General features: G+C 72.8%; 18 protein-coding genes and 3 tRNA genes. 14 read left to right on the top strand and 7 right to left on the bottom strand.

Features of this window, described 5'->3' with window-relative positions; translation table 11 throughout:
* Nucleotides 1-299 precede the first annotated feature (299 nt).
* Nucleotides 300-4,742, bottom strand: a complete 4,443-nt coding sequence (locus tag Q6350_RS05695; protein ID WP_305065730.1) for a hypothetical protein — start codon at nt 4,740-4,742, stop codon at nt 300-302.
* A gap of 18 nt (nt 4,743-4,760) precedes the next feature.
* Complete coding sequence (locus Q6350_RS05700) at nt 4,761-5,852, bottom strand: diacylglycerol kinase family protein (protein WP_304604653.1); 1,092 nt, start codon at nt 5,850-5,852, stop codon at nt 4,761-4,763.
* A 130-nt stretch (nt 5,853-5,982) separates the two neighbouring features.
* Between Q6350_RS05700 and serS the strand changes: the two genes are divergently transcribed.
* Complete coding sequence (serS, locus tag Q6350_RS05705) at nt 5,983-7,251, top strand: serine--tRNA ligase (protein ID WP_304604652.1); 1,269 nt, start codon at nt 5,983-5,985, stop codon at nt 7,249-7,251.
* A 1-nt stretch (nt 7,252) separates the two neighbouring features.
* Entirely contained in the window at nt 7,253-8,074 is an 822-nt protein-coding gene (locus Q6350_RS05710; RefSeq protein WP_171245902.1) for an HAD family hydrolase, read from the top strand.
* Between the two features lie 61 nt (nt 8,075-8,135).
* On the opposite strand, the gene map is transcribed toward Q6350_RS05710, so the two are convergent.
* Nucleotides 8,136-8,918: a type I methionyl aminopeptidase gene (gene map / locus Q6350_RS05715; RefSeq protein ID WP_304604651.1), complete on the bottom strand. Its 783-nt coding sequence runs from the start codon at nt 8,916-8,918 to the stop codon at nt 8,136-8,138.
* A gap of 254 nt (nt 8,919-9,172) precedes the next feature.
* On the opposite strand from map, the gene Q6350_RS05720 reads away from it, so the two are divergent.
* The 3 genes from Q6350_RS05720 (at nt 9,173) to Q6350_RS05730 (ending at nt 12,562) form a co-directional block, all read left to right on the top strand.
* On the top strand, nt 9,173-10,549 hold the full coding sequence (locus Q6350_RS05720) for an ABC transporter substrate-binding protein (RefSeq protein WP_304604650.1): 1,377 nt from the start codon (nt 9,173-9,175) through the stop codon (nt 10,547-10,549).
* A 73-nt stretch (nt 10,550-10,622) separates the two neighbouring features.
* Nucleotides 10,623-11,612 (top strand): carbohydrate ABC transporter permease, encoded by a 990-nt coding sequence (locus tag Q6350_RS05725; RefSeq protein WP_304604649.1) that lies wholly within the window; start codon nt 10,623-10,625, stop codon nt 11,610-11,612.
* Nucleotides 11,609-12,562: a carbohydrate ABC transporter permease gene (locus tag Q6350_RS05730; protein WP_304604648.1), complete on the top strand. Its 954-nt coding sequence runs from the start codon at nt 11,609-11,611 to the stop codon at nt 12,560-12,562. The genes Q6350_RS05725 and Q6350_RS05730 overlap by 4 nt, the downstream gene beginning before the upstream one ends.
* Nucleotides 12,563-12,692: 130 nt before the next feature.
* Here Q6350_RS05730 and Q6350_RS05735 read toward each other — a convergent pair whose 3' ends face one another.
* Nucleotides 12,693-13,145 carry a DUF805 domain-containing protein gene (locus Q6350_RS05735; protein ID WP_305065731.1) on the bottom strand — a complete coding sequence of 151 codons (453 nt, stop codon included), beginning with the start codon at nt 13,143-13,145 and terminating at the stop codon, nt 12,693-12,695.
* Between the two features lie 205 nt (nt 13,146-13,350).
* Here Q6350_RS05735 and Q6350_RS05740 point away from each other — a divergent pair, with 205 nt between their 5' ends.
* Nucleotides 13,351-14,256, top strand: a complete 906-nt coding sequence (locus Q6350_RS05740; protein WP_171245897.1) for a DMT family transporter — start codon at nt 13,351-13,353, stop codon at nt 14,254-14,256.
* 1 nt (nt 14,257) lies between these two features.
* Here Q6350_RS05740 and Q6350_RS05745 read toward each other — a convergent pair whose 3' ends face one another.
* Entirely contained in the window at nt 14,258-14,761 is a 504-nt protein-coding gene (locus Q6350_RS05745) for a proteasome activator (protein WP_304604645.1), read from the bottom strand.
* Between the two features lie 31 nt (nt 14,762-14,792).
* Nucleotides 14,793-15,944: an NAD(P)H-quinone oxidoreductase gene (locus Q6350_RS05750; RefSeq protein WP_370375360.1), complete on the bottom strand. Its 1,152-nt coding sequence runs from the start codon at nt 15,942-15,944 to the stop codon at nt 14,793-14,795.
* Between the two features lie 5 nt (nt 15,945-15,949).
* Here Q6350_RS05750 and Q6350_RS05755 point away from each other — a divergent pair, with 5 nt between their 5' ends.
* From Q6350_RS05755 to Q6350_RS05775, 5 genes are all read left to right on the top strand, one after another.
* On the top strand, nt 15,950-19,879 hold the full coding sequence (locus Q6350_RS05755; protein WP_305065733.1) for a nitrate- and nitrite sensing domain-containing protein: 3,930 nt from the start codon (nt 15,950-15,952) through the stop codon (nt 19,877-19,879).
* Nucleotides 19,880-19,955: 76 nt separating this feature from the next.
* The gene (locus Q6350_RS05760; RefSeq protein ID WP_171245893.1) at nt 19,956-20,405 is read left to right on the top strand and encodes a roadblock/LC7 domain-containing protein; all 450 of its coding nucleotides are present in this window, start codon (nt 19,956-19,958) and stop codon (nt 20,403-20,405) included.
* Nucleotides 20,406-20,413: 8 nt separating this feature from the next.
* The gene (locus Q6350_RS05765) at nt 20,414-20,830 is read left to right on the top strand and encodes a DUF742 domain-containing protein (RefSeq protein ID WP_171245892.1); all 417 of its coding nucleotides are present in this window, start codon (nt 20,414-20,416) and stop codon (nt 20,828-20,830) included.
* Between the two features lie 382 nt (nt 20,831-21,212).
* Nucleotides 21,213-21,785, top strand: a complete 573-nt coding sequence (locus Q6350_RS05770; protein WP_305065747.1) for an ATP/GTP-binding protein — start codon at nt 21,213-21,215, stop codon at nt 21,783-21,785.
* A gap of 13 nt (nt 21,786-21,798) precedes the next feature.
* A tRNA-Ser gene (locus tag Q6350_RS05775) sits at nt 21,799-21,886 on the top strand.
* Nucleotides 21,887-21,903: 17 nt separating this feature from the next.
* Here the strand turns inward: Q6350_RS05775 and Q6350_RS05780 are convergent.
* Nucleotides 21,904-23,661 (bottom strand): GMC oxidoreductase, encoded by a 1,758-nt coding sequence (locus Q6350_RS05780; protein WP_305065734.1) that lies wholly within the window; start codon nt 23,659-23,661, stop codon nt 21,904-21,906.
* A 93-nt stretch (nt 23,662-23,754) separates the two neighbouring features.
* On the opposite strand from Q6350_RS05780, the gene Q6350_RS05785 reads away from it, so the two are divergent.
* From Q6350_RS05785 to Q6350_RS05795, 3 genes are all read left to right on the top strand, one after another.
* A tRNA-Ser gene (locus Q6350_RS05785) sits at nt 23,755-23,846 on the top strand.
* A gap of 149 nt (nt 23,847-23,995) precedes the next feature.
* A tRNA-Arg gene (locus Q6350_RS05790) sits at nt 23,996-24,068 on the top strand.
* A 231-nt stretch (nt 24,069-24,299) separates the two neighbouring features.
* Nucleotides 24,300-24,425, top strand: coding sequence for a hypothetical protein (locus tag Q6350_RS05795; RefSeq protein ID WP_305065735.1), 126 nt, complete (start codon nt 24,300-24,302; stop codon nt 24,423-24,425).
* The last annotated feature ends 616 nt before the right edge of the window (nt 24,426-25,041 follow it).

Below are 25,041 nucleotides of genomic sequence, written 5' to 3' on the forward strand. Positions count from 1 at the left end.
ATGGGTCATCGCACTTGCCTTCCTGGATGTAGTGCGTGAGAGCCCCGTCGATGTCCCCGTCGCCGCTACGACGGACCCGGACAGGCGGGGTTTCTCATTCCGTGGTGTGGTGCGCCGGCCTCCCCTCGTGCTCGTCGCGGGGGCCGTGGCACGGCGCGGACGGCGTCAGGGACGGCGTCGGGCCTGCTCCGGGGGGCGGGTGGACCGCCCGCTGGCGCGGCTCCTGTGCCGCGCGGTCGTCAATGACCATGGCCCGAACCTAGGGGCACTTATGGCGACTGTCAACCAAAAGGTGTGAGTTAGTTGACAGACATCTGTCGAGAATCGTCGGTGCGGAGCACGAGCAGGCCGATCAGCGGCACGGCGGGGAACAGCATGATCGTCACGACACGGATGCCGTAGTCGTTCGCCAGCGCCCCGCCCACGCCCGCGATGAGCAGCGCCACCAGGACGGGGCGCAGCAACGGCCAGGAGTCCTCGGCCCGTCGGAGCCAGCCGGCGGGGAAGCGGGGGCCGGCCCACAGCGCCGCCACGACACCCAGCAGGACGGCCAGCGACAGCCACGCGGGCGGGCCGCCGTCCAGCGAGCCGACGGCGTAGCCCGCCTTGCGCCACACGGTCTCGAAGGCCGTGCCGTCCACGACGGACTGGACGAACGCGCCCAGGTGCGAGCGTTCGGCGGGCGGGCGCAGCCAGTCCAGGACACCGATGACGGCCACGAGGAGCACGCCCGCGCCTCCCGCGAGCGCCAGCCGCCGCCAGGTCAGGCGCGCCCCCAGGACGGCCAGGACCACCACGGCGAACACGGGGACGAGCACCAGCCCGCCGCCGACGTCGACGCCGAACGTCGGCCACACGGTCACCACGAGCGCCACCAGGCCCACGAGGCCCGCGACGACGGCGCCGGGGACCCGGCCCCAGCGACGAGCCACGACCGTCGCGAGCCCCGCGGCGCAGAGCACCGCCGCGACCGCGTACACCGAGTACGTCGGGTTGCCGAACCCGTAGAACCGGCCGCCGAGCGTGGGCGCCGCCCCGAGCGGGCTGCCGCGGTGCAGCGGCGTGCCGAGCACCGCGTCCAGGCTGAGCACGAGGAAGGTCACGGTCGCCAGCACGGCGGTCCCGGCCCAGGCGGGGCGGCGCGGCGCCAGCGTCCCGACCAGGGCCACCAGGACCGTGCCTCCGGCGAGGGCCAGCCACAGGCCGGTCTGCGGGTCCGGCATCCGCCACCACGACCAGGTGGTCATGAGGAACGAGGCGGCGGGCATGGCGGCGCAGACCAGCAGCACCGTCTCCAGGGTCCGGGTCCAGACCCGGACGGCGCGGGGCGAGGACCGGCGCCGGAGCTGCGGCAGGACGAGCACCACCAGGGCGAAGGCGACCAGCGCGACGTACGTCGGCACCCCGGTCACGGCGCCGGTGACCTCGCGCAGGCCGTGGTCGCGCTCGGTCAGGGAGGACAGGTCGCGCACGGTGGCGCCGGTGCCGCTCGGCCGCTGCGCGCTGAGGGTGACGGGGGCGCCGGAGAAGTCGGCCGGCGGTGCCAGGTCGAAGTTCGCCACGAGGGTCGGGGGCAGGTCGAGCAGCCGCACGACGCCGACCCAGCGGGTGGCCGACGACGCCAGGTAGGACGGCGCGGCGTCGGTGTGGGTGCGGGCGACGCCGACGCCGAGCGCCGGCCGGGTGGGCGAGGGGTTGCCCATGTCGGTGACCAGCACGGTGACGTCCTGCGGTGCCGCCGCCAGCACGCGGCGCACGGTCGCGTCGACGGCTCGCAGCGCGTCGTCCCGCTCGGGCCCGGAGCCCGTGGCGCCCTCGGGCACCGGCCGCGCGTCCGACCCCTCGCCCGTCGGGTGGTACGGGGCGGAACCGGCGTCCACGACGGTGACCGGGCAGGCGAAGGCCTCCTCGGGGTCGTCGAGAGCGTCCTCCAGGGTGCGGTAGCGCTCGACGGCCCCGTCCCCGTCGGCCAGCGTCAGGGCGGCGGCGGGGCCGACCGCGGTCGCGCACACGTCCCCGGCGGCGAGGGTCTCGCCCAGCACGCCCGGGTGCGGGTTGAACTCGGAGGCGCTCTGGCGGGCCTCGAGGTCGTCCCAGCCGTCGACGACGGCCCCGGCGCCGTCGGCGGTGACACCCCAGTCGGTGCAGCGCCAGACGTCGCCCTCGGTGGCGCCGGTGACCGTGCTGCGCCCGGCCGACAGGCTCAGCCAGCCGGCGGACCGGCAGTCGCCGGAGGCGCCGGTCACCGTCGTGGTCATCCCGCCGGCGCTCGCGCCGTCACGCAGCAGCCCCCACAGGGTCGGGGTGCGGGTGGGGGAGACGTCCTGCCAGCGCAGGCCGTCGGTGCCGACGATCACGACCGGCTCGCCGTCGGCCAGCAGGACGTCGCCACCGGCGGTCACGTCGCCGGCGTGCGCCATGCCCCCGGCGGGGACCGCGGCACCCCCGAGCTGCAGCGCGACGACCACCCCCGCGGCGACGCCCAGGATCCGGCGCCCGGTCCCGCGGTCGGCGTGCTCCGGCGCGACGGGCGGGGTCAGCGCGGCCTCGAGGCGCCCGGCGAGCAGCAGCGGGGTGCCGATCAGCAGCACGTACATCGCCACCACGACGCCGGAGTCGTTGACCGCCGTGCCGACGACGCCGACCGTCACGATCGCGACCACGGCGCGACGCAGCAGCGGGTCGCGGTCGTACGCGGCGGTCAGGCCGTCGAGCCGGGCGCGACGCGGGTCCAGCACCGCCCACGCGGCGGCCGCGCAGACCACGGCGGCGAACGCGCCGGCGGGGTTCGCGACCGTCGCCCAGGCACCGGCCGCCTTGCCCGCGATCACCGACAGCGCGCTGCCGTCGAGCACGGAGTCCACGAACCCGCCCAGGTGGGTGGCGGGCGGCAGGGCCCAGTCCAGGACGGCGATCACCGCGACGACCAGCGCGGCGCCGAGCAGCACCAGGAGCGCCCGCCGCCAGGTCAGGCGGATCCCCGCGACGCCGAGCACCAGTACCGCGAAGGCGGGCACGAGCGCGAGGATGCCGCCCAGGTCCGCACCGAACGGCGGCAGCCCGTCCACCAGCACGGTGACCGTGCCGACGGCGCCGGTGACCCAGGCCTGCGTGCGGCGTGCCGCACCGCGGTCGCGCAGCAGCGCGGCGAGCCCGGCGGCGAGCACCAGTCCGGCCACCGCGTACACGGCGAACACCGAGTTGGAGAACCCGTAGAAGCGTGCGCCGAGAGAGGGGGCCGGACCGAGCAGCGACCCCTGCTGCAGCGTCGTGCCGGTCAGCCCGTCGATCGTCAGCACGAGCCACGTCGCCGCGGCGAGGGTCGTCGGCAGGCGCCACGGGGAGCGGGGCAGCAGCACCCGGACCCACCAGGCGCCCAGCGCCACGGCCAGCGCGGAGACGCCGACGGCGAGGCAGAGCACCGTGACGGGCACGGGCCACACCCACCAGCGGGCCAGGGTGGCCAGCGTGGCGGCCGCGGGCAGGCACGCCACCACGGTCAGCACGGCGAGGGCCGTCCGGGTGCGCCAGGGGTCCCGGGGGGTCCCGGCGCCCTCCGCACGCCGTCGGGCCAGCAGCAGGCCGGTCACCACGCCGACCACCCCGAGGGCCAGCACGCCGACCAGCACGGGGGTCATGCGGGGCAGGGTCTCGGTGAGCACCGAGAGGTACTGGCGGTTCTCGACGGTGCGGGAGACGGACGACCGGCGGTCCTCGCCCCGTTCCAGGGCGGACCCGGTGAACGCTGACCTCAGCTCGGCGAGCCGGCTGTCAGGGTCCTCCTCCGCCGCGGCGAGCTCCGCGGGGTCGGCCTCGGTCAGCAGGGCGTCGGCCAGCGTGGCCGACAGGTCGCCCGAGACCACCACACCGGGCCACCGGGACGACGTCGAGGTCAACCAGGTCGCCCCGCCGCCGGGGCGGGTCCAGTCGACCACGACCTGCAGGTCCGCCGGGCCCAGCGGGGTGTCGGCCAGGCCGGCGACGACGAGCCGCCCCCCGGCCGGCAGCAGACCGGCGATCCGGCCGACCGCGGCGTCGACGGCGGACACCGCGTCCGTCCGCTCGGTCGCGGCGTCCGGGAGCTCGCCGAGGTCGACGACGGTCACCGGGCAGGCGGTCAGGTCCTCGGCCTCGAGGTCGTCGGAGCTCGACAGGAAGCGGCCGACCTGCCCCGACCGGTCCGCCGTCGCCAGCGCGGCGCCCGGGCCGACCGCCGTCGTGCAGGTCCCGACGGTGTCGGCGAGCCGGCCGAGCGTGCCGGGTCGGGCAGCGGGGGAGGCCAGGGCCTCCTCGGCGACCAGCGCGTCCCAGCCGGGGACCTGGACCGTGGTCGGGGTGTCGGCGGCGGGGAGCGTCGGCAGCGGGGGGCAGGGCTGCTCGGGCTCCTCGGCGGACTCCCCGTCGCCGTCGGCGCCGGCGTCCTCCTCGCGGGGGTCCTGCGCGGCGTCGGTGACGACCCGGCTGCCCGCGGACAGCGACAACCAGGCGTCCCGGGGACAGGTCGGGGTCAGGGTGCGCACCGACACCGAGGCCACCGACCCGCCGCCCACGAGGCGCCACAGGTTCGGGGTGCGGGCGGCGTCGATGTCCGTCCACTGCAGGCCGGCGACCCCGACCAGCACGAGCGGGGTGTCGGTCGGGGCCGTGGACTCCTCGGCCTGCGCGCTCGTCGGCAGGACGACGGCCGCGGCGGTGACCAGGAGCGCCACGGCCGCGACGACGAGTCGGACGAGGGGACGCACCCCGTCAGCCTAAGCGGCTCAGGCGGGGGCGCGGACCACCAGCGTCCCGGGCTCCACCCAGGTCTCGATCTGGATGGCCCGGCCCAGGACCTCGCCGTCGGCCTGCGCCTGCTCGCCGTCCTCCACCCGGATGGTGGCTCGCCGGGCCTTGACGTGGTCGATGCGCCCGATCTTGGCCGGCAGGTCGTTCTGCACCCCCATGCCCTGGGCGACGACCTCCCCGAACAGCTGTGCCCAGCCCGCCAGCCCGGCCCGGGTGTCGATCGCCGCGACGTCGAGCACGCCGTCGTCCAGCGAGGCGTCGGGCAGCAGGTTGATGCCACCGGGCAACCGGCCGCAGTTGCCGACCATGATGCTGCGCAGCCGCGTCTCCACCGGCTCCTCGTCGTCCACGGCGATGCGCGTGGCCATGCGTCGCCCGTGCAGGTGGCGGGCGCCCGCGAGGAAGTAGGCGACCCAGCCCATCCTGTCCTTGAGCTGGTCGTCGGCGTCGGCCACCATCGCGGCGTCGAAGCCCAGGCCGGCGATGACGAGGAACAGGTGCGCGGTGTCGTCGTCGTCCTCCTCGTCCGGCGGCCGTTCCGTGACGCGGATGCGACCGACGTCGATGGAGCGGTCGACGCCCCCGAGGATGACGGCGAGCGCCTCCTGGGTGTCCGTCAGGGGCAGGTCGAGGTTGCGGGCCAGGAGGTTCCCGGTGCCGGCGGGGAGGATCCCCATCGGGACCTCCGTGCCGAGCATGCCTTCCGCGACGGCGCGCACGGTGCCGTCGCCGCCGGCCGCGACGACGACGTCCGCCCCGTCGCGCACGGCCTCGCGGGCCTGCCCGGTGCCCGGGTCCTCGACGGTCGTCTCGTAGAAGCGGGGCGCGGGCAGCGCGGCCTCGCCGGCCAGGCGGCGCACCGTCTCGATGGCCCGCCGGGTGCTCGCCTTGGACGGGTTGACCACGACGGCGAGCTGCGGACGCTGCGGGCGGGCGTCGGCGTCGGCGTCACCCCGTGACGGAGACGGGGTGGGACGGCGGCTGCGCCGGAGCACGACCAGCGCGACCACGAGGGCGGACAGGCCGACGACCAACGCGACGACCCCGACGAGGAGTTCCCAGGGCATGACCGAAAGATAGGACTGATCCCCCAGGACTGCACGACGGCGTCCCGGGGACGGGGACGCGTCCCGGTCCGGGACCGGCGACGGCCGACGCCCGGGAGCGGCCGCGCGCGCGGCCGTTAGGCTTGCGGGCGTGATCGACATCCGTCTCCTGCGCGACAACCCCGACGCCGTCCGCGCGAGCCAGCGAGCCCGCGGCGAGGACGAGCACCTCGTGGACACGGCACTGGCCGCCGAGGCCCGCCGCCGTTCCGCCCTGGCGGAGTTCGAGTCCCGCCGGGCCGAGCAGAAGGCGATGGGCAAGCAGGTCGCCCGGGCGAGCGGCGAGGAGAAGGCCGCGCTGATCGGGCGGACCCAGCAGCTCGCCCAGGAGGTCAAGGACCACCAGGCCGCCGCGAACGAGGCGGAGGCCGAGCTGGACGAGCTGCTGTTCCGCATCCCGAACGTCGTCGAGGGCGCCCCGGCCGGCGGCGAGGAGGACTTCGTCACCCTCTCCACGGTGGGCACCCCGCGCGACTTCGCCGCCGAGGGCTTCGAGCCGCGCGACCACCTCGACCTCGGCGAGGGCCTGGGCGCGATCGACACCCAGCGGGGCGCGAAGGTCTCCGGGTCGCGGTTCTACTTCCTCACCGGCGTCGGCGCGCGGCTCGAGCTCGCCATCCTGCAGGCGGCCATGGACAAGGCGCTCGCCGAGGGCTTCACCCCGATGATCACGCCCACCCTCGTCACCCCGGAGACGATGCGCGGCACCGGGTTCCTCGGGGAGCACTCCGACGAGGTCTACCGCCTCGAGCGCGACGACCTGTACCTCGTCGGGACCTCGGAGGTGGCGCTCGCGGGCTACCACGGCGACGAGATCATCGACCTGTCGGACGGCCCGAAGCGCTACGCCGGCTGGAGCGCCTGCTACCGCCGCGAGGCGGGTTCGCACGGCAAGGACGTGCGCGGCATCATCCGCGTCCACCAGTTCCACAAGGTGGAGATGTTCAGCTACTGCTCCGTGGACGACGCCGAGGCCGAGCACCAGCGCCTGCTCGCCTGGGAGGAGGCCATGATGGCCGCCGTCGAGCTGCCGTACCGGGTGATCGACACGGCGGCCGGCGACCTCGGCACCAGCGCGGCCCGCAAGTTCGACTGCGAGGCGTGGCTCCCCACCCAGCAGCGCTACCTCGAGCTGACCTCGACGTCGAACTGCACGACGTTCCAGGCGCGGCGCCTCAACGTGCGCGAACGCGTCGAGCACGGCACCCGGACCGTGGCCACCCTCAACGGCACGCTGGGCACCACCCGGTGGATCGTCGCGATCCTGGAGAACCACCAGCAGCCGGACGGCTCGGTGCACGTCCCCGCGGGTCTGCGTCCCTACCTGGGCGGCCTCGAGGTGCTCGAGCCGGTGCGCTGAGATGTCCCGCACCCTGCCGCCGGACGGGCCGATGCTGGTCGCCCTCGACATCGACGGCACGCTGCTGTCCTACGACGGCGACCTGACCGACGCCGTCCGCGAGGCCGTGGGCGCCGTGCGCGACGCGGGGCACGAGGTGGTGCTCGCCTCGGGCCGGTCGTTGCTGGCCATGCTGCCGGTCGCGTCCGCGCTGGGGATCGCGACCGGGTGGATGGTGTGCTCCAACGGGGCGGTCACGGTGCGGCTGGACCCGTCGGCGCCCGACGGGTGGGTCACCGAGGACGTCGTGACGTTCGACCCGGAGCCGGCGCTGCGCCTCCTGGGGGAGCAGCTCCCCGACGCCCGGTACGCGGTGGAGGACCTCGGCGTCGGCTTCCGGATGACGGAGCACTTCCCGGACGGCGAGCTGGAGGGCGAGCACGTCATCGTCCCGATGGAGGACCTGTGGTCCTCCGAGGTCACCCGCGTCATCGTGCGGCGACCCGACTCGACCTCGGGGCACTTCCACGAGCTGGTCGAGCACCTGGGCCTCGAGGACGTCACCTATGCCGTCGGGTGGAGCGCCTGGATGGACCTCGCGCCGCTCGGGGTCTCGAAGGCGACGGCGCTGGAGCAGGTGCGGCGACGGCGGCACCTGCAGCCGCACCGCACGGTGGCGGTCGGCGACGGGCACAACGACCTGGAGATGCTGCGCTGGGCGGCCCGCGGCGTGGCGATGGGGCACGCGGACGAGACGGTGCGGGCGGCCGCCGACGAGGTGACCGGCCCGATCGACGACGACGGCGCGGTCACCGTCCTGCGCTCGCTCCTCGAGGCGCCATAGGCCCCGACCGGAGCGCCCCCGGGTCGGGCCGTCGGAGGACGGTGCCGACCCGGTCGAGGGCTCAGTCGCGCGCGGTGAGGACCAGCGGGCCGTCGGCGGTGATCGCGATGGTGTGCTCGCTGTGCGCCCCGCGCGAGCCGTCCACCGACCGCAGGGTCCAGCCGTCCTCGTCCGTGTAGATCTCGTCGGTGGTCTCGAGGAACCACGGCTCGATGGCGATGACCAGGCCCGGGCGCAGCGGGAACCCGCGTCCCGCGCGGCCGTCGTTGGGCACGTGCGGGTCGCCGTGCATGGTGCGCCCGACGCCGTGGCCGCCGAAGTCGGTGTTGATCGAGTACCCGGCCTCGCGCGCGACGGCGGCGATCGCGGCGGAGATGTCGCCGATCTTCTTCCCGGGCTGCGCGGCGGCGATCCCCGCCTCGAGCGCGACCTCGGTGGTGCGGATCAGCTGCGCGTCCGCGGCGGCCCGCTCCGGGGACGGGGACTCGCCGACGACGAACGACATCGCGGAGTCGGACACCCAGCCGTCCACGGCGACCGCGAAGTCGATGCTCAGCAGGTCACCGTCCACGAGGTCGTAGTCGTGGGGGAGTCCGTGCAGCACGGCGTCGTTGACGGAGGTGCAGATCACCTTGCCGAACGGGCTGGCACCGAAGGACGGGTGGTAGTCGATGTAGCAGGACTCGGCGCCCTTCTCCTTGATGAGCCGGTGCGCCAGCGCGTCGAGCTCGAGCAGGTTCACGCCGGGCTCGGCCGCCTCGCGCACGGCCTGCAGGGTCTCGGCGACGAAGCGACCGGCGGGACGCATCTCCTCGATCTCACGCGGCGTCCTCAGCTCGATCATGGGGGTCCTTCCGGTCCGGTCCGACGGTGTCGGCTCAAGGGTGTCACACATCCACGAGGGCATGATCGTTACGGCATCGTCATCAAGATGTGCACCGGGTGAGGTTGCACCGGGTGAAACCTTGCGGTCGACTTTCATCAGGGAAGACGTCCTGCGGTCACGTCCGCCGGACGGTCCCGACCGGAGTCGTCCGACGGTGGACGGCCGCCGGCTGACCGCACGACGGAGTGGAGAGTCTGATGACACGAAGGACCATGGCGAGCAATCGCCGACGACTGGCGGTCGTGGCCGGTGGTGCCGGCCTCGCCCTGGTGCTGGCCGCCTGTGGAGGCGGCGGGGACGACGACACCTCTGACGGCGGCGGTGACAGCGGCGGCGGGACCGCCGAGGACATCGACTGCGCCGCGTACGACGAGTTCGGCGACCTCGAGGGCACGAGCGTCAGCATCTACACCTCGATCGTCGAGCCCGAGCAGACCCAGCAGGAGATGTCCTACGACGCGTTCGAGGAGTGCACCGGCGTCACGGTGAACTACGAGGGCTCGCGCGAGTTCGAGGCGCAGCTGCTCGTCCGGATCCAGGCCGGCAACACCCCGGACATCGCCTACATGCCGCAGCCCGGCCTGCTGAACACGATCGTGTCCGACTACCCCGACGCGGTGGTGGAGGCTCCCGAGGCCACGGTGGCCAACGTCGACGAGTACTTCAGCGAGGACTGGAAGGAGTACGGCTCGGTCGACGGCACCTTCTACGCCGCCCCGTTGGGGGCGAACGCGAAGTCGTTCGTCTGGTACAACCCGGCGGCGTTCGCCGACGCCGGCTACGAGATCCCGGAGACCTGGGACGAGCTGCTGGAGCTCAGCGAGACCATCGCCACCGAGCAGGAGGTCCTGCCGTGGTGCGTGGGCTTCGAGTCCGGTGACGCCACCGGCTGGCCCGGGACCGACTGGATCGAGGACGTCGTGCTCCGCACGGCCGGCCCCGAGGTCTACGACCAGTGGTACAAGCACGAGATCCCGTTCAACGACCCGCAGATCGTCGACGCGTTCGACGAGGCCGGACAGATCCTCAAGAACCCGGACTACGTCAACGCGGGTCTGGGCGGGGTCGACTCGATCGCCACGACGGCCTGGGACCAGGCCGGGACGGGCGTCCTGGACGGCACCTGCTGGATGTACCGCATGGCCAACTTCTACGCCACGCAGTGGCCGGAGGGCACCGAGGTCGGGTCGGACGGTGACGTCTACGCGTTCTACCTGCCCGGCGACGGCGAGAGCCAGCCGATGCTGGGTGGCGGGGAGTTCGTGCTCGCGTTCGACGACCGCCCCGAGGTCCAGGCGTTCCAGACCTACCTCGCCAGCGCGGACTGGGCGAACCAGAAGGCCATCGCCACGCCCGAGGGCGGCTGGATCAGCGCCAACAACGGCCTGGACGTGAACAACCTCGCCACGGAGTTCGACCAGGACGCCGCCGCGATCCTCGCGGACGAGGAGACGGTGTTCCGGTTCGACGGTTCGGACCTCATGCCCGGTGAGGTCGGTGCCGGGACCTTCTGGACCGGCATGGTCAACTGGGTGACCGGTTCCTCGACCCAGGAGGTCACCGACCAGATCGAGAACAGCTGGCCGTGACACCCGCGGACCGGGTCCGCCGACACCTCGTCGGCGGGCCCGGTCCGTCCTACGCCGTGAGGAGTTAATTGTCGTGGACTGGTTGCTGAATCCTGACACGGTCACCGAGAAGTTCATCGTCATGGGCATCGGCATCGCGCTGTTCGTCGCGGTGATGAGCCTGATCCTGTTCCTCGTCGACCGGCCGAAGCGCATCCCGTCGTGGGTGGTCGCCATCGGCTTCGTCGGCCCCGCCCTGCTGCTCATCGCCTACGGTCTGCTCCGACCCGGGCTGGAGACGCTGTACAACTCGTTCTTCAACCGCACCACCACGGAGTTCGTCGGCTTCGACAACTACGTCACGATGCTCACCGGAGCGCAGTTCCAGAAGGTGCTCGTCGTGACCGCGGCCTGGGTGGTCCTGGCCCCCCTGGTCAGCACGCTCATCGGGCTGATCTACGCCGTGCTCGTCGACCGGGCACGTTTCGAGAAGATCGCCAAGACGCTCATCTTCATCCCGATGGCGATCTCGATGGTCGGCGCCTCGATCATCTGGGGCTTCGTCTACGAGTTCCGGCCCGACCAGCCGGGTATCGAGCAGATCGGTCTGCTCAACCAGCTGCTGGTCTGGATCGGGCTGCCACCCCAGCAGTTCCTCATCGGCGAGCCGTGGAACACCGGGTTCCTCATCGTCGTGATGATCTGGATCCAGACCGGTTTCGCCATGACGGTGCTCGCCGCGGCCATCAAGGCCATCCCGGACGACATCGTCGAGGCAGCCCGCCTGGACGGCCTGCACGGTCTGGGGATGTTCCGCTACATCACCGTGCCGAGCATCCGCCCGGCGCTCGTCGTCGTGCTGACCACGATCGCCATGACGACGCTCAAGGCGTTCGACATCGTCCGCACCATGACCGGTGGCCAGTTCGGCACGCAGATCATCGCGAACGAGTTCTACACGCAGGCGTTCCGCCAGAACAACCAGGGTCTGGCCGCGGCGCTCGCCGTGGTGCTGTTCATCCTGGTCGTCCCGATCGTCGCCTACAACGTGCGGCAGATGCGCAGGTCGGAGGAGATTCGATGAGTACGACGCCGCCCGTCCCCACGACGAACCCCGAGACGGAGGACACCGCTCCGGTCAAGGAGCGCAAGCTCACCCGCCTCGAGAAGCGGGCCATCGCCACCAAGGGCCGCCTGACCTCGCCATGGGCGTCCCTGACCGCGGTGATCCTGGCGATCCTGTGGACCATCCCCACCGTCGGCCTGCTCGTGACGTCGTTCCGGCCGGAGATCGACATCCGCCGCAGCGGCTGGTGGACGGTCATCCCCGGCATGTTCACGGGCGAGACGGAGTTCACGCTCGACAACTACGACCAGGCGCTCTACGGCAGCGGGACCGGCCTGTCGGAGGTGTTCATCAACACCTTCGTCATCACGATCCCGGCGGTGATCATCCCGATCACCGTCGCGCTGCTGGCGGCCTACGGCTTCGCGTGGATCGACTTCCCCGGCCGCAACCTGCTGTTCGTGGCGGTCTTCGCGCTGCAGGTGGTGCCCATCCAGGTCACCCTCGTGCCGCTGCTGACCAACTACAACAACTGGGGCATGGCGGGCTCGTTCTGGGCCGTGTGGTTGTCGCACTCGATCTTCGCCCTGCCGCTGGCGGTGTTCCTGCTGCACAACTTCATGAAGGACATCCCACGGTCGCTCGTCGAGGCGGCCCGCGTCGACGGGGCGGGGCACGTGAAGATCTTCTTCCGCGTGCTGTTCCCGCTGCTGGTCCCGGCCATCGCGGCGTTCGGGATCTTCCAGTTCCTCTGGGTCTGGAACGACCTGCTCGTCGGTCTGACCTTCGCGGCGCCGGAGTACCGGCCGCTGACGGTCGCGGTGGCCGAGCTCGCGGGTACCCGCGGCGGTGACTGGCACATCCTGACCGCCGGCGCGTTCATCTCGATGATCGTGCCGCTGATCGTGTTCCTGCTCCTCCAGCGCTACTTCGTGCGCGGGATGCTGGCGGGTGCCGTGAAGGGGTAGTCCCGCAGGCACGGGCGAGGCCCTGCCCGACGTCGCGTTCACGCGCCCTGGGGGCGCTCCACTTCGGGGATGACGACGTCGGACAGGGCCTCGCCCGTCCCACGAGCTGTGCGAGGGACGGGCGACCGGCTCAGGCCTGGGCGGACTCGGTCTTCGCAGCGGCCGTCGGGGCGGTGTCCGGGGCGACGGCGGCCTTCGGGTCGCGACCGAAGCGGTTCGCGCCCGGGGTGCCGGCCTGAACCGTGAAGACGAGCAGGACGATCCAGCCCACGAAGGGCACGAGGCCGATGAACCACCAGAGCCCGCTGCGGTCGGTGTCGTGCAGGCGTCGCACGGTCACGGCGAGGCTCGGCAGGAGGAGCGCCAGGCTGAGGATGATCGAGAGCCCGTAGGTCGGGCCGTAGACGGGCAGCATCGTCTGCGGGTCGATGGAGATCCCGCCCGTCGCCAGGACGACCGTGTTGACGACGATGCTCAGCAGGACCGTGAACAGGGCCCACCACCAGAACTCGGAGCGACGGGCGCGCCCCGAGAAGGTCGCGTACTTGCTGAAGACGGTCTTGACGGCGGTGCCGAATCCCATGATGTGCCTCTCGTGATGGTGATCGTCGCCACCCTGCGCGGCGACGCGTGCCGAACCTAGGGCACCCTTCACGGGAAATCCAGACACTTCGCAGAAAAGCGGCACACCGGATGGCCGGCCTCGTCGCGGCGGCTGACGTCCCCCGGGGCGGCGGCGCGCTCGCCGTCGGGCGGCACGGGCGACCGGCGCCGCGTAGGCTCCCCGCGTGCCCGACGCGACCTCTCCCGCCCGGCCCGGCCCACCGCCGTCGGCCGCCCGTGGCGCCGCCGACCGTGTCCCGGCGCCGCTGCTCTTCGTCGCGTCCGGGCTGACGCTCTACCTCGGGGCGGCGGTCGCCGTCGGGCTCTTCGGCACCCTCGGGGCGCCCACCGTGAGCTGGTGGCGCATCCTGCTGGCCGCCGTCGTGCTCGTCGCCTGGCGACGTCCCTGGCGCCGTCGTTGGACGCGGCAGGACCTGGTGGGCGCCGGGCTCTTCGGGGTGGCGCTGGCCGCGATGAACATCGTGTTCTACGTCGCGATCGACCACCTGCCGCTCGGGGTCGCCGTCGCCATCGAGTTCACCGGGCCGATCGCCGTCGCCGCGATCACCGGGCGGGGCTGGCGCGAGCGCGGCGCGATCGTCGTCGCCGCGGCCGGGGTGGTCCTGCTCGCCGGTGTCACGCTGGAGGGCGACCTGGCCCGCGGGGACGCGATCGTCGGCCTGGTCGCCGTGCTCGGTGCCGCGGCCTGCTGGGCCGGCTACATCGTGCTCGGCAAGCGGGTGGCCGGCGGCGGTGCGGGCATCGACGGGCTGGCCGTCGGCATGGTCACCGGGGCTGTCGTGTTCGCGCCGTTCTTCGCGACGTCGGTGACCACCGTGGTGCCGGACCTGCGGCTCCTCGGCTTCCTGCTCGTGGTCGCGGTGTGCTCCTCGGTCGTGCCCTACGTCCTCGACCAGCTCGTGCTGCGGCGGATCGGCACGGCCACGTTCTCGGTGCTGCTCGCCCTGCTGCCCGCCACCGCCACGGTCGTGGGCGCGGTCGTGCTCGGCCAGCTCCCGAGCTGGCCCGAGATCGCCGGTCTCGTGCTCGTCTCCGGTGCCATCGCCATGACGGCGACCGGGCGGGAGTAGGTCAGAGGTACTGCCCGGGCGAGGCGGCGGCGTCGCCGTCCTCCGGGCCGCTGCCCGGCATGCCGGGCCGTGCGCCGCGCGGGAGCTGCCGCCGCATCTGGTCGAGGGCCTGGTGCGCCTCCATCTGCTGGGCCACCAGCGCGGTCTGGATGCCGTGGAACAGCCCCTCGAGCCACCCGACGAGCTGGGCCTGGGCCACCCGCAGCTCCGCGTCCGACGGCGGCTCGTGGTCCGTCAGCGGCAGCGTGATGCGGTGCAGCTCGGCGACCAGGTCCTCGGAGAGCCCGTCCTCGAGCTCGGTCAGCGACCGCTCGTGGATCTCGGCGAGCCGCTCCCGTGCCGCGGCGTCCAGCGGGGCCGCACGGGCCTCGTCGAGGAGCTTCTTGACCATGCTCCCGATCCGCATGACCTTCGCCGGCTCCTCGATGCGCGACCTCTCCGGCCCGGGGGGCCGCGTGCTCGCGACGTCGGGCGCGGTCTCCTCGCCGGGCTGCTCGTCCGTCATGCCCCCAGTCTGCCGTGCCGGGCCGCTCGCGTCAGGGCAGCAGCAGCACCTTGCCGAAGGCCTCGCCGGACTCGAGCATGCCGAGGGCGCTCTCGGCCTCGTCGAAGGGGAGCCTCGCGTGGACCACGGGGCGGATCAGGCCCCGCTCCGCGAGCGGCCACACGTGCTCGGCGACGTCCCTGACGATCACCGCCTTCTCCTCGGGGGTGCGGGACCGCAGCAGCGTCCCGGTGACGACGGCCCGCTTGGCCATGAGCCGGGCGAGGTCGAGCTCTCCGGTGCGGCCCTGCTGCAGGCCGATGACGACCAGCCGGCCGCCGGGGGCGAGGGCGCGGACGTTGTCTCCCAGGGCGCCGCCACCGAGCACGTCGAGCACGACGTCGGCGCCGCGACCGTCGGTGGCGCCGCGCACGGCGTCGACCACGTCCTCGCTGCGGTGGTCGACGACGACGTCGGCGCCGAGCTCGCGGCAGCGCGCGGTGCGCTCGGGGCCGCCGGCGGTCGCCACGACGCGGGCGCCGAGCGCACGGCCGAGCTGGATCGCGACGCTCCCCACGCCTCCCGAACCGCCGAGCACCAGCAGCGTCTCTCCGGCCCGCAGGTGGCCGGTGTCCACGAGGTTCGTCCAGGCGGTGCAGACGGCCTCGGGCAGAGCGGCCGCGTCGACGAGGTCGACGCCCTCGGGGAGTGGCAGCGTCTGGCCGGCCCGCACCACGACCTGCTCGGCATAGCCGCCGCCGTCGAGCAGCGCCACCACCTCGTCGCCGACACGCCGGTCCGACACGCCAGGCCCGAGTCGGTTCACCGTGCCGGAGATCTCGAGTCCGGGCCACGCGGGGGCCCCGGGTGGCGGCGGGTAGAGGCCGGCCCGTTGGAGGAGGTCAGCCCGGTTGACACCGGCGGCGGCGACGTCGACTACGATCTCCCCGTCGCCCGGCTCCCGGAGCTCGACCTGACTCGTGGTGAGTTTCCCTGAGGGCCCATCGCCCGATATCGTGACGGCTCGCACACCGACGAAGACTACTCGCGCGCGGCGCCGAGCGTGGGGAGATGTCCCAGCGGGCAGGCGACGAGAAGCCGGAGGATCGGGGAGGTTCGACCCCGCCGACCTCGAACGATAAGTGATGGAGAGAGGTCCACATGCTCCGCAGGTTGGGCGTTCGCGGGAAGATCCTTGCGACACTCGCCGTGCCGATCTTCGTCCTGGTCGTGGCGGCCGCCTACATCTCCTGGGGGGCCCTGCAGGACGCCGTCCGCGCGGACCAGACGTCCCAGCTCGCCGACAGCCTCCAGGCGCAGGACGCCGCGGGAACCGCGGTCGCGACCGAGCGGGCGCTGGCCATCGCCGTCCTCAACGGCGACGAGGAGCGACGGGAGCAGCTCGCCTCGGCCCAGGCCGAGAGCGACGCCGCGGTCGACGCCCGTGACGCCGAGCTGCGCAGCATCGAGACGGACGCGCTGAGCGTCAACGTCCAGAACGCGATCCAGACGACCCTCGACGACCGCCGCGTGCTCGACGAGCTGCAGCGCAAGGTTCTCGCGGGGCAGGTCACCGAGGCCGCCGCGGCCGACCAGTACACCGACATCATCGAGCGCGCGTTGGACGTCCCGCGGTCCGTCTCGGCCGCGTCGACGAACGGTGGCCTGTCCGAGCTGCTCAACGCCTACGTCGCGATGGACGAGCTCATGCTCGCCAAGACGGTCGAGCGGCCGATCGTGGCCCTGGCCCTGGCCGACGCCACCCGTGCCGCGCAGTCCGGCGACGACCGCGACGCCGAGCTGGCGGCCCGCATGGTCAACGCCCTCGAGACGACCAACGAGCTGCACGCGGCGGCGAAGGAGCAGGCCGAGCGGCTCGGGCTCGACATCACCGTCCCGGAGTTCTCGGACGAGCTCGACGCGCTGCGCTTCCCGCTGCGGTACCAGAACTTCTCCGGCATCGACCGGTCGGCCGCCTCCCAGTGGGGCGAGCTGTCCGACGCCTGGGTCGACTCGATGCGTCCCGTGCGTGACGACGTCCGTGACGAGACCGTCAGCTACGCCTCCGACGCCTCGGACGACTCCCAGAACCAGGCGATCGGCACGATCGCCGCGACGTTCGGCATCGTGCTGATCTCGCTGATCATCGCGCTGATCATCGCGCGCCGGATCGTCAACCCGCTCCGTCGCCTCACGGCCGCCACCGCCGACGTGCGCGACCGCCTGCCGCAGATGGTCGAGCAGATGGCGGTGCCGGGTCAGGCGCCGGAGATGAACGCGGTGCAGATCCCGATCGAGTCCACGGACGAGGTCGGGCGCCTGGCGACCGCGTTCAACGAGGTCAACGCCACGACGATCGAGGTCGCCCGGGAGCAGGCCGCCCTGCGTGGCTCCATCGCCGAGATGTTCGTCAACGTCGCGCGTCGCGACCAGGTCCTGCTGAACCGCCAGCTCGCGTTCCTCGACGAGCTCGAGCGGTCCGAGGAGGACCCGGGGACGCTGTCGAACCTGTTCCGGCTCGACCACCTCGCGACCCGTATGCGCCGCAACGCCGAGTCGCTGCTGGTCCTGGCCGGCATCGACTCCGGTCGCCGCGTGCGCACACCGATGCCGGTCTCGGACGTCATCCGCACGGCCTCCTCGGAGATCGAGCTGTACGACCGGGTGCGGCTGAACCTGCAGGCCGACCCGCACATGCTGGGCCACAACGCGCTGAACGCCGCGCACCTGCTGGCCGAGCTGCTGGAGAACGCGACGATGTTCTCCGAGCCGCACACGGCGGTCGAGGTCACCGCGGCGCGCGAGGCCCACGGGGTCGTCGTGACCGTCCACGACCAGGGCCTGGGTATGTCCCCGGCGGAGATCGCCGACGCCAACGCGAAGGTCTCCTCCTCGACGCCCTCGGACGCGGTCGGTGCCCAGCGACTGGGCATGTTCGTGGTCAGCCGCCTCGCCCAGCGTCTGCAGGCCCGGGTGGAGTTCGCCACGGGCCGCGACGGCCGGGGCACGGTCGCCACCGTGACCTTCCCCGACGAGCTGTTCGTCGCGGACGAGGCGATGCCGCTGCCGCAGCCGACGGACCCGCTCGAGGCCGCGACCCAGCGCTCCGCCGCCCAGCTGACGAGCCCGCGCACCGAGGCCCCGGTGTCGCAGAGCGAGCCCTCGACGGTCCCGGCGCCCGGCAGCGACCAGCCGACCGAAGCCCCTGCGGCTCCGACGCCGGCACCCGCACCGGTCGAGCCCGCGCCCGCCCCACGCGAGCCCGTCGCGTCGCACCACCTCGCCCCGGAGCCGCCGGAGGCCGAGCCCGTCGACCTCGACGCCCTGATGGACGGCACGACCCGCGCCGGGATGCCCCGTCGCCGCCGCTCGGAGACGACCACGCCTCCGACCGAGTCGATCGTGCTGCCCCCGCTGGAGACGCCCCAGCTCGAGGAGACCGACTCCTCGGACGGGGAGTGGGCGCCGCCGACGGACGTCCAGCCGGCAGCGGCGTCCCTGCCGAGCCGGCGTCGGGCGGCCTCGATGCCGAGCGAGCCCGCGCCGCACTCCGGCGCGATCGCGCTGCCCCAGGCGGCCGAGCCGACCGCCGAGCCCGTCGAGCCCCAGGCACGGACGGGGCTGTTCTCGAGCTTCCGGACGATGGACAACCTCGCCGAGAGCACCCTGCAGCTCGACGCCGTCACCGACGACCCGGCGAACGTCCCGGACCTGACGGACGCGACGTCGGAGTCCGCTCCGCCCGCGCCCGCCCCGGCGGCGAACGCGGCCTCGACCGCCTCGGCGCCCGCGCCCGCGCCGGCACCGCGCACCGAGCCCGCTCCGGCGGCGAACGCGGCGTCGGCGGCCTCGGCCCCGGCTCCGCAGCCGGCTCCGGCTCCGCAGCCTGCGCCCGCTCCGACGCCGCGACGCGAGTCCGCGGCGCCGGCCCCCGCTCCGGCGGCGGACCCGGCGTCGGCGACCTCGGCTCCCTACCAGGCTCCCGCGAGCTCGGCCCCGGCCTACGAACCGATGGTCCCCGCCCCGGCAGCACCGGTGCCGCAGCGGACGCAGCAGCCGGTCGAGCGGCCGGAGCGGCCGGAGCAGCCGGAGCAGCCGGCCGAGCGTCCGCAGCAGCCCGTCGACCGGACGCCGGTCGAGGACGCGCCGACGCCCTCGCGCACCGTGTCCTCGGCGAACGGCACGGACCGCACCGAGGAGTCGACCTCGTTCTCGGCCCTGCCGGCGTTCGAGGAGCTCATGTCCGACCTGCCGACCCGGCGGACCGAAGGTTCCTCCGGTGCCGGGCACCGCAAGCGGGGTCTGTTCGGGCGCAAGCCCGCCGCGGCCGAGACGACCGGCGCGACCGGGACGTCCGGTCAGGACGGGGCCGTGCCGCAGCAGGTCGGGTCGGGCGACGACCCGCTCACCGCTCCGACGGCGGACTCCTCGTCCACGCCGTGGGCCGCGTCGAGCCCGTCGCGCACCCCGGCGCCGGCCGAACCCGCGGCACCGGCTAGCGGGCACGAGACCTCGGCGCCCGTGCCGGCACCTCGTCCCGACGAGCTGCCGATGCCGTCCGCCGCTCCCACCGGCCGCACGACGTGGCCGACCGGAGCCTCGACGGAGGCGGGACGCTGGACGGGTCCGCAGCGGTCGACGGAGTCGACGGCGTCGTCGCAGCCCGCCCCGACGCCCGAGCCCGAGCCCGAGCCCGAGCAGGTGGCCCGGGAGGAGCGTCCGGCGCGGACCTCCTACGGCGAGTCCGTCCTTCCGCTGCGATCCACCGAGACCTCCGACGTCGACCCGTACGACCCGAGCGATGTCGCCGACACGGTCGAGGCGCGTTCGGAGTGGATGGCGTCGGCCGTGCTGTACGAGGAGATGTCCACGCTGATGCAGCGCGGCATCTTCCAGGAAGAGAACGTGACGACCACGAACCAGGAGCAGAGCTATCGGCCCGCGAACATGGCACCGACTGGCAACGGCCTGACGCGCCGCACCCGGCGTGACGAGCCCGTGGAGCCTCCGGAGCGCTTCACCGCCCGCATCGAGCGCGATCCGGAGCAGCTGCGCTCCCGGTTGTCGGCCTTCCAGTCGGCGACCGCGCGTGGCCGGTCGGAGAAGACCGACGACAGGGCCTCGACGAACGGCTCCTGAGCGTGAATGATGTCCAAGGATCGGCCCCGCACCAGCGGTGACCTGCGCAGCAGAGCGCATTTGACGAGGAGGAAGCGTGACCCTCAGTACTGAAGCGACCAACTTCGGGTGGCTTCTCGACAACTTCGTCCGGACCGTGCCGGGCAGCCGCCACACGCTGGTGGTCTCGGCCGACGGTCTCCTCATGGCGATGTCGGACCAGCTCGACCGGACCAGCGGCGACCAGCTCGCGGCCATCGTGTCGGGGATGTCGAGCCTGACCCGCGGCGCCTCGCGCCAGCTCAACGGCGGGAACGTCCGCCAGGCCATCATCGAGATGGACAACGGGTACCTCTTCCTGATGAACGTCTCGAACGGGTCCGTGCTCGCCGTGGTGGCCGACGCGAACTGCGACATCGGGCTCGTGGGGTACGAGATGGCCCTGCTGGTGTCCCGGACCGAGTCGACCCTGACGCCGCAGCTCATCTCGGAGATGCGCGGCGCCCTTCCGGTCGACGGCAACCAGCGCTCCGCACAGGTGGGATGAGGTAAAGCATGACGCACGCACCGTTCGGTTCCCTGGGCGCGCAATCCGCGGACGGCTACGAGGCTGCCACGGTGCGTCCCTATGCGGTCACGGGAGGTCGTGTCCGCTCGTCGATGTCCGATCTACCGCTCGAGGCGCTTGTCGAGGTCATGCCGGGAGCGGTGAGCAGCCACGGTCTGACGCCGGAGAAGCGCGCGATCCTTCAGCACGCCGCGCACACCTACGTGTCGATCGCCGAACTGTCGGCGCTGCTCAAGCTCCCCCTCGGTGTGGTCCGCGTCCTGGTGGCGGACATGCAGGAGGAGGGGCACATCACCGTGCACACCTCGGCCCCCGTGAACGTCCACACGGGCCACGGCAGCAACCACTCGGGACTTTCCCTGAGCGTCTTGGAGAGTGTTCTCAATGGCATTTCCGCCCTCTGACAGTGCGTCGCCCGCAGGCTCGGGCGGGTTCGCTCCCAGCTGGGCGCCGATCTCGCAGCCTGCTGGTGCGATGGGCGCGTCGACAGCAGGTGCCGCACCGTCGGGCGCCGCGATGAGCGGTGGCCCGGTGCGCCAGAGCGTGCTCGGCGGTGGCGCACCGTCGGCGCGCGCGACGTCCGAGCCCCAGGCCTCGACCGCACCCCAGCCGGGTGTGGCGACCGACACCCAGGCCGCCCCGACGGCCCAGGCCCCGGCGCAGAGCTCGAGCGCCGCCCCGGCGGCCCCGCAGCAGGCTCCGGAGGCCCAGGAGCAGGCCCCCGCTCCCACGGCTCCCGCCAGGGCGACCGCGCCGGACGGCAGCGCCGCCCCCACCGTCACGAAGATCGTGGTCGCGGGCGGCTTCGCGGTCGGCAAGACGACGTTCATCGGCTCGATCTCGGACGTCGAGCCGCTGAACACCGAGGCCGCGATGACCGAGCACTCCATGGGCGTCGACGACGCGGGCGGGGTCACCGACCGCAAGACGACCACCACCGTGGCGATGGACTTCGGGCGCGTGTCCCTGCCGGGCAACCTCTGGCTCTACCTCTTCGGCACCCCCGGCCAGGACCGCTTCCTCTTCATGTGGGACGACCTCGTCCGCGGCGCCATCGGTGCCGTCGTGCTGGTGGACACCGACCGTCTCGAGCAGTGCTTCCCCGCGATCGACTACTTCGAGTCGCGCGGCGTCCCGTTCGTCGTCGGCGTCAACTGCTTCGACGGTGTGGCCAAGCACCGCCTCGAGGACGTGCGCGAGGCGCTGCAGATCCCGGCGCACGTGCCGATGCTCTACACGGACGCGCGGTCGCGGGCGGCGACGAAGCAGACGCTGATCTCGCTCGTGCAGCTCGCGATGCGCCAGCTGCGCTCGGGCAGCCAGCCCGGCCGTCGTCGTCCCCGGGCAGGGCCCGACTAGACTGTCGGGCCGAGGAGGGCTGACAGAGCGGCCGAATGTGACGGTCTTGAAAACCGTTGTTGCGCAAGCAACCGGGGGTTCGAATCCCCCGCCCTCCGCCACCGACCGGGGTGCGACGTCACGACGTCGCACCCCGGTCGCGTCGTGTGCGGACCTCCACGACGGGCAGGCGCAGCGCTCCGGGAGCCGTCGTGGGGACGACCGGTCGCACCGGCCGCGTCGGGGTGATGACGGTGTACGAGCCGCCGGGCGCCGGGCGCCGGTCGGGCTCCCCGCGGTTGGGCCAGAGCGCGCAGGCGCGCTCGGCCATCGCCGTGATCGTCAGTGACGGGTTCACCCCGAGGTTGGCGGTGACGGCGGACCCGTCGAGGACGTGCAGGCCGTCGTGACCGTGCACCCGGTGGTAGGGGTCGATGACACCGGTGTCGGCCGACTCGCCGATCGTGCACCCGCCGAGGATGTGCGCGGTCATCGGGACGTCGAACGGGTCGCCGATGCTTCCGGCGGGCACGCCGCCCATCCGTGCGGCCATCGCGCGGACGACGTCGTGCGCGACGGGGATCCACGCGGGGTTGGGCTCACCGGTCCCTTGGCGGGAGGACAGTCTCCTGCCCAGGAGACCGCGGCGGGTGAACGTGGTCAGCGAGTTGTCCCGGTTCTGCATCACCAGGGCGATGACGGTCCGTTGCGACCACCCGCGCAGGTCGAGCAGCGACGGCAGGTGCCTGCGCTGCCTCCACAGCTCTGCCAGCCAGCGGAGCCATCGGGCACGCTCCCCGGGGCGCCGCCGGCCGTCGACCAGGACGGTCTGCAGCAGCCCCATCGCGTTGGAGCCTCGCCCGTAGCGCACGGGCTCCACGTGGGTCTCGTCGTCCGGCGCGAACGCCGAGGTGATCGCGACGCCGCGGGTGTAGTCGGCCTCGTGCCGGTCCCGGGCGGGGAGGCCGGCCCCGAGCAGCGCCTCCGAGTTCGTCCGGGTGAGCTCGCCGAGGCGGTCCGACAGGTGGGGCAGCGTGCCGGCGTCGCGCATCGCGTGCAGCAGCCGTTGCGTGCCGAGGGTGCCGGCGGCGAGGACGACCTGCGGGGCGCGCAGGGTCCGGCGACGTGACCACGGGCGGCCGGTGCGGTGGGTGCGGACCTCGTAGCCCCCGTCCGGGCAAGGGACGACGGCGGTGGCCGTCGTGAGGGGGTGCACCTGCGCGCCGCCGCGCTCCGCCAGGTGGAGGTAGTTCTTGACCAGGGTGTTCTTCGCGTTGTGCCGGCACCCGGTCATGCACTCGCCGCAGTGCAGGCAGGGGCTCCGGTCCGGGCCGATCCCGCCGAAGTACGGGTCGTGCATCCCGGCGGCCGCCCCGGTCACGTCGTCGCCGAGGTAGACCCCGACGCGTGCGGTGCGGCAGGTGGCCTCGACGCCCATGGTCCGGGCGACGTCACGCATGACCTCGTCGGCCGGCGTGGTGCGTCCGTAGTCGACGACGCCGAGCATGCGTTCGGCCTGGTCGTAGTAGGGCTGCAGCTCGGCCTCCCAGTCGGCGATGCCGGACCAGGCCGGGTCCGACCAGAACCTGCCGACCGGGCGGTACAGGGTGTTGGCGTAGACGAGCGATCCGCCGCCGACGCCGGCGCCTGCCAGGACGACGACGTCCCGGAGCCGGTGGATGCGCTGGATGCCGAAGCACCCGAACGCGGGCGCCCAGAGGAAGCGTCGCAGGTCCCACGACGTCCGGGGCAGCTCGTGGTCGGCGAACCGCCGACCCGCCTCGAGGACACCGACGCGGTAGCCCCGCTCGGTGAGCCGCAGCGCCGCCACGCTGCCGCCGAACCCGGATCCGATGACGAGGACGTCGTAGTCCTCACCGACTGTGGTGCGTGCCATGCCCTGACGATACGACGGCGCTTTGCTCGATCCCGCCCCTGGCGGTTACTCTGGTCGCCGCGGCATGGCGACGTGCGTCGCCGCTGGCCGCGAGGAGACGTCGCATAGTCTGGTCTAGTGCGCCACCCTGCTAAGGTGGTAACGGGGCAACCCGTTCGCGGGTTCAAATCCCGCCGTCTCCGCCAGGAAGGCCTCGGAGCTCGACGCCCGGGGCCTTTTCTGTGGCCTCGATCGCCATCCCGTGGCGTGGGTCACGAACGGCCGATCCGGTTTGGGGATCGGCGTGGAGGGCGGTAGAGTTCTCGTCGGCCGGTGCGAACGCATCGGACGTACTGCGCCCGTAGCTCAACGGATAGAGCATCTGACTACGGATCAGAAGGTTGGGGGTTCGAATCCCTCCGGGCGCGCAGCACACGCGGGGCCCACCAGATCATCTGGTGGGCCCCGTCGTCGTTTCCGGACTGTCCGCTGACCGCGCCGGCGATCCGGCCTCCACCTTCCGCACGCCGGTGCCCCGGGTGCACGAGCGGGGGAGCGGGTGCCTCTGCTGCGGAGAAGTCCTGCCCGTCACGGCGTCGTGCGCCGGACGACGCCGTGCCTGAGCGGCCCGATGCTGGGCCGCGGCGGGAGTGCGCGCCGTGGTGCTGTCCCACGTGCGCGAGCTCGGGGAGGCGCTCGGCCTCACGATGTCGATTGGTGGATCACTCCTCGTCGTGGACGGCGTGGTCATGATCTGGCGTGCGGGCCGGACCGGCGAGTCCTGAGGCCGGGATCGCACGGCGCGACGAGAGCCCGTCCGGACGGCCCCGGCCTCGCTGCCGGCTGTCGAGCTCCGTCCCGGTCGACCACCCGCCGTTCACGGTGCCGACACGGCGGAGCCGCCCGCGGAACACGTCGTCTCGCCGACGTCAGCCGCCGGACCGCCGGTCGGAGAGCTGATCCGGGGTGCTCCAGCGGCAGGATTCCGGGCCTCTGCCGCGAGAGTGGCGCGCGCCACGTCGTCCGACGTTGACTCTCGGGGAGAGGCATCGGTAATGTTCTCTGACGTCAGCCCGACGGGCCGACGGACACCAGATGAACGAGCTGCAGAGTTCGATTCGGTGGCCGGGCCGGAGCTGACGACCACCACCCTCCGGGACAGGTAGCATTGTGCGCCCTGAACCTGGTGGAGCAGGTCGCTTTTGCCAAAGCTGTATCCGATCGAAAAGATCGGGGCGGTTTGCAGAGAGAAAAGCGAAATGCTAAGTTAGAGGGGTTGCCCCGGACGGGGTCGGAACGGAAGGTTCCGGCTTTCGGATGGTGTGTGTCGGTTGTTTGAGAACTCAACAGTGTGCTTGATAGTCAATGCCAAATTTTGAACCTTCATTGGTTCCTTTGGAT

It is taken from the genome of Isoptericola sp. b515, from assembly GCF_030588125.1.
GTDB lineage: Bacteria > Actinomycetota > Actinomycetes > Actinomycetales > Cellulomonadaceae > Isoptericola > Isoptericola sediminis.